This window comes from Bartonella sp. AD13SXNS, assembly GCF_042196465.1.
Classification (GTDB): domain Bacteria; phylum Pseudomonadota; class Alphaproteobacteria; order Rhizobiales; family Rhizobiaceae; genus Bartonella.
Genome location: NZ_JBHIQI010000030.1, coordinates 1 through 5,588, shown reverse-complemented (window position 1 = coordinate 5,588; position 5,588 = coordinate 1). Strand labels below are relative to the sequence as shown.

Annotated in this window: 5 protein-coding genes; 4 read left to right on the top strand and 1 reads right to left on the bottom strand. The window is 43.9% G+C overall.

Going from position 1 to position 5,588, the window contains the following annotated elements; genetic code table 11:
* The 4 genes from ACFIMQ_RS08870 to ACFIMQ_RS08855 form a co-directional block, all read left to right on the top strand.
* A partial coding sequence (locus ACFIMQ_RS08870; protein ID WP_375703867.1) for a hemagglutinin repeat-containing protein occupies positions 1-3,683 on the top strand: 3,683 nt, incomplete at its 5' end.
* A gap of 20 nt (positions 3,684-3,703) precedes the next feature.
* On the top strand, positions 3,704-4,117 hold the full coding sequence (locus tag ACFIMQ_RS08865) for a hypothetical protein (RefSeq protein ID WP_375703866.1): 414 nt from the start codon (positions 3,704-3,706) through the stop codon (positions 4,115-4,117).
* A 15-nt stretch (positions 4,118-4,132) separates the two neighbouring features.
* Positions 4,133-4,897: a filamentous hemagglutinin gene (locus tag ACFIMQ_RS08860; RefSeq protein ID WP_375703865.1), complete on the top strand. Its 765-nt coding sequence runs from the start codon at positions 4,133-4,135 to the stop codon at positions 4,895-4,897.
* Positions 4,894-5,307 (top strand): hypothetical protein, encoded by a 414-nt coding sequence (locus tag ACFIMQ_RS08855; RefSeq protein WP_273790553.1) that lies wholly within the window; start codon positions 4,894-4,896, stop codon positions 5,305-5,307. Before ACFIMQ_RS08860 ends, ACFIMQ_RS08855 begins: the two co-directional genes overlap by 4 nt.
* An 83-nt stretch (positions 5,308-5,390) precedes the next feature.
* On the opposite strand, the gene ACFIMQ_RS08850 is transcribed toward ACFIMQ_RS08855, so the two are convergent.
* Positions 5,391-5,588: hypothetical protein (locus ACFIMQ_RS08850; RefSeq protein WP_375703868.1), on the bottom strand; the 198-nt coding region annotated here is incomplete at its 5' end.

Below are 5,588 nucleotides of genomic sequence, written 5' to 3'. Positions count from 1 at the left end.
TTGATGCCACACGCAACAGCATGGATAATCAGAATGGGAGTGAAACATCTCATGTTGCCTTGCACAATGGCTCTCATCTAAGTTCTGGAAAAGATACCACTGTTATCTCGGGTGGCGATATCCATATTGCTGCTTCCGATATAGATGCCAAGGGTAATGTTGGTCTTGGTGCCCAAGGGGAGATAGCGATAGGGGTGAGAAACGATGAGATGGAGTATCATCTTCGCACCAAAAACACGAAAGTGGACATGCAAGCCTCTCATGCCGTTGGCTCTTCGATAAAATCGGGAGGTGACACCACTGTCATTGCAGGGCAGGATGGCAAACCGCATGATCTTAGCATCACAGGCAGTTCCATTGCGGCTGATGGCAAGGTAGGGCTGAAAGCCAGCAACGATGTCCTGATCAATAATGCAGAGGATAGCTTACATTATGAGATGTCGTACCATAAAGACGGTGGGGTGTTTAGTAGCAGTAAATCTGAGCATAACAAGATGGATGTGCGCCAAGTTGTGGGGTCAAGCATAACAGGGGGTGAAGGCATTGCCATTGATTCCGGAAACAACACGGAAGTTGTAGCCTCGACGCTCGTAGCCGGTAAGGCAGAGGAAACGTCAGGAGAGAAAGCACCAGGAGAACAGAAACAAGCGGATATTACCATTCACTCTGGGGGAAAGATTGTCATAAAAGGCGCCCAAGAACACTTGGATCAGCAAGCACAATCGTCATCAAGTGGCTTTTTGCATGAGGAATCGTCCGATACATCTCAATCGCATACCACAACGGTCTCCTCTATCCTTGGGGCGACGGGCAACATTATCACGCAATCAGACAAAGAGACCACAATCACTGCTTCTCATCTGCTTTCCGGTCAAGATATCAATGTGAGCGGAGAAAATGTGACGATTGATGGCATGACAGATCACCATAAAAGCCATTCAGAAACCCATGAAACAGGTTTTGGTGTAGGATCAGGCAAGGGCTTTGTGTCGATATACGGGAGTGAGGGAAAGACAGAAAATGAAGAGAGTTTTGAGCATCAAGGTTCTTCTCTCAATGCGGATGGCAATATCACCATCACTGCCAAGAAAAAAGATGTGAAAATTGTTGGCTCTGATCTTGCAGGGGAAAATGTTAATCTTACCGCAGCGCATGATGTGAATGTGCTTGTTGGTCATAATAGCCATAAGTCAAACTCTGTAGAAGAACGGGAAGGCTTTGGGTTTCAGTTTGAAAAGAGCAACAGCGGTGCTTCTGTAGGTGTTGGAATTGCAAGCGCCAAAGATACGGGCGATCAATGGGAAACCACTTCCACACAATCACACATCACGGCACGCCAAGATGTGCAGATTACTGCTGACAATGATGTAAATATGCAAGCAGCCATTGTTTCGGCGGATCGTGATGTCAACATGGATGCCGGCAATAATATCACCCTATCAGAAAGCTATGATACCTCTAACGGCAAAGAGACACATGAAAAGTCTTTTGCTGGTGTGACAGGCTCTGTCAATGTGGGCATTCTTGGTGCTGTACAAGATGTAAGGGATGCAGCCAAACGTTTTGGTCATGGGGATACAAAACACAAAATCGGTAATGGTCTTATTGCTGGTCTAAAAGGCTATGATCTCTATAGCAAAGGCAAAGGTCTTTATAATGGGATGAAAGGTGGAAACAAACAGTCTATTCGTGATATTGCTGATGTTTCTGCTAGCGTAACCGTGGGCTTTAAGACAGAGAAGGCAGAAGCCTCTGTTCAGACCTCTACAGCGGTAACAGGTACAATAGAAGCAGGACGCGCTGTTAATATGCAAGCCCACAAAGGTAGCATCCATGGTGTTGGAGCCGATATTATTGCCGGTACAAACCCGATACAAAGCAATGATGAACAGAGCGGGAATATCACCATGGAAGCAGGTAAAGATATCATCTTTGAAAGTGCGCAAAACACGCAAAGCACAGAAAACCACACGCAAAGCGCTTCAATGAATGTTGGGTATAGTTATGGTACCGGTGGTACAGGGTGGATGGGGAATGCTTCTTTTGGTAAAGGCAAGGGTTCCAGTGAGGAGGTTCACCAGAAGAACAGCCATATTATTGGCACCGGCACAGTTCACACAACGAGTGGTGCAAACACCACATTGGCAGGCGCCGTGGTTTCTGGAGAGCGTGTAGAAATGGAAGTAGGGGGTGATTTTGCCATTACCAGCCGCAGTGATACGGGACAAAGTTCCAGCAAGCAAAACTCTGTTTCCATTGGTTATAATAGCCGAGAAAAGGATGGTACAGCCACAACCAATATTTCCTTGAACAAGGATAAATCCTCTAGTGATTATCATAGTGTTGTGGAACAATCAGGCATCAAAGCGGGTGATGGTGGTTTTAAGATCAACGTTAAAGATAAAACAACGCTGACCGGAGGTATTATTGAAAGCACCGCGCCGGCAGAAAAAAACAGCCTGACCACAGGAAGCATTAGCACCAGTGATATCAGCAACAGTGCGCATGCTCAAGCTAGCAGCCAAGGTTTAAGCATTTCGGCGGGTGGTCCGATGTATCAGGGCAAATATGGTGTCGGGAAAAACATTGCTAAAAATGTCTTAGATCATTCAAAAGCTAAAGATTCAGAGGAAGGATATACCAAATCTGCTATCAGCAATGGCACCATTGTCATTACTGATGAAGCAGGGCAGAAGGCATTAACAGGACAAGATGTGGAACAAGCCATAGCCTCCCTTAATCGGGATACTGCTAGCGCCCATAAGGGTGTACAACAGCTCGATGTAGGCAAGCTGGAACAAATCGTCCATGAAAATCGCGAAATGGCAACTCAACTCTTAGAAGAAGGGTTTAAATACAGCGATGACTCCTATAAAACCATGTTTATCAAAGAGCACCCCATCGCCGTGGTCGACCGTGATGAAAATGGCAATATACTCTATGAAATAGATGCAAATGGGGTACCTATAAGAGATGCTCGTGGACAACCAATACCTCACGCACATTATTTAACGGATGAAGAAAAGCAGCATTTACAAGAGGGTGCTGATGGCAAGGTGCATGTGTCCTTTAATGGCATCTTTACTCCACCAGAGGAAGCCGCTGTTTATGCGGTTCAACATGCGAAGGATAAAAATGCACCGCTTTATTTTGTGGTGTTCCCAGAAGCCGATTCTGCTATTTCAGAACTTCTGGTAGCAGGCTACCAGAAGTTTATGGAAAATAACTTTTGGGGTTTGACCAATTCCACACAAGAAGCAAAAAATCTGATGTCTCGCTATGGTAACACGGGATTGGAAGAGTATGGCCATAGCCGCGGTACCATGTCATTGGGGAATATGCTGAATTCTTTCAAACAAGAAGGTGTTCACGGTATAGCCGACAACACGAATATCAATTTCTATGGACCAGCCTTTAATGTTTTAGTTGCATCCGGTCTGTTAGGTTATGTGAGTGATGGCAAACAAACCACTATTGGCTTTGATGGGAATAGATATGACTTTGTAAGCAGAATTATTGGTGGCAATGGCTATACCTACGGGACACTCCCTGCTGGTAGTAACATGTGGAAAGAATGGTGGAGAGTGGTCATGAATCCCATAAGCTCCCATACTTGCCTTGGAGATGCGAGTGATAAGTGTACATGGCGCTATGGCACATCTCATCGTGAACAAAAACCTTGAATTAAATAATGGAGTAAAAAATGAAACACATCGTAAAATTATTAAGTGCTGTAACTTTATTAGGTATTGCAGGATGTCAGTTTAATAAGCCTCCTTCAGGATACTTGACTGCTTGGGAGAAGCCAGGAGCAGATTTTACTGAAATAGGAAAAGCATTATTAGAATGTGGTATGCCAACGCCTTATGATGTATTTCCAGAAAATAGAAAGCAGAGCATCAATGCAAAAGCAACAACTTATGCTTGCATGATTCAATCAGGATTCCGCTATAAAGATGAAGAAGTAGCAAGAGCGGGAGGGTGGTGTTATACTTTTAGAGCCGAAAACTTGCCCATTTGTCGTCCAGGTGCTGTGATCCCGAGGCCCAGTGTCAAGAAGCGCTTAAACAGCCCTTTTTGTAAAAAATATAAAAATGCACCTGAATGCAAACCTTAAGTCTTGCTGTTTGTGATGATTAACAATCCGCCATCCTTGCCTTCACTTGGAATGGCGCGATTGTTTCCTCACGCACATTATTTAACGGATGAAGAAAAGCAGCATTTACAAAAAGGTGCTGATGGCAAGGTGCATGTGTCCTTTAATGGCATCTTTACTCCACCAGAGGAAGCCGCTGTTTATGCGGTTCAACATGCGAAGGATAAAAATGCACCGCTTTATTTTGTGGTGTTCCCAGAAGCCGATTCTGCTATTTCAGAACTTCTGGTAGCAGGCTACCAGAAGTTTATGGAAAATAACTTTTGGGGTTTGACCAATTCCACACAAGAAGCAAAAAATCTGATGTCTCGCTATGGTAACACGGGATTGGAAGAGTATGGCCATAGCCGCGGTACCATGTCATTGGGGAATATGCTGAATTCTTTCAAACAAGAAGGTGTTCACGGTATAGCCGACAACACGAATATCAATTTCTATGGACCAGCCTTTAATGTTTTAGTTGCATCCGGTCTGTTAGGTTATGTGAGTGATGGCAAACAAACCACTATTGGTTTTGATGGGAATAGATATGACTTTGTAAGCCGATGGATTGGCGGCAATGGCTATACTTACGAGACAATACCTGCTGGTAGTAACTGGTGGAAAGAAACATGGAATATGTTCTCAGATCCCATAAATCCCCATACCTGTCTTGGAGACGCGGGCGATAAGTGTAACGTGCGTTATGGCTCATCTCATCGTGAACAAGTTCCTTCAAGTAAATCATGGAGTAAAAAATGAAACAAACCTTAAAATTATTAAGTGCTGTAACTCTATTCAGTATCGCTGGATGTCAGTTTAATAAGCCTCCTTCAGGATACTTGACTGCTTGGGAGAAGCCAGGAGCAGATTTTACTGAAATAGGAAAAGCATTATTAGAATGTGGTATGCCAACGCCTTATGATGTATTTCCAGAAAATAGAAAGCAGAGCATCAATGCAAAAGCAACAACTTATGCTTGCATGATTCAATCAGGATTCCGCTATAAAGATGAAGAAGTAGCAAGAGCGGGAGGGTGGTGTTATACTTTTAGAGCCGAAAACTTGCCCATTTGTCGTCCAGGTGCTGTGATCCCGAGGCCCAGTGTCAAGAAGCGCTTAAACAGCCCTTTTTGTAAAAAATATAAAAATGCACCTGAATGCAAACCTTAAGTCTTGCTAGTGATGATCAACAATCCGCCATCCTTGCCTTCGCTTGGAACGGTGGGATTGTTTTCTCAATCTACCATCTCAACTCAGTCCAGAACTGTCTTGAAAAACGGAGATAAAATATCAACAGGCTTTAGAGCCTTTTTATTGTAAATAAATCCATTGAAAGAGGGGAAAATGAAAAAAATCTTAAAACTATTGAGCTGCATAGCTCTCTTAACTACAGCTGGATGTATTAACCAACCTCCTCCATCAACTTTAGCATTATGGGAAAAACCAGGTGC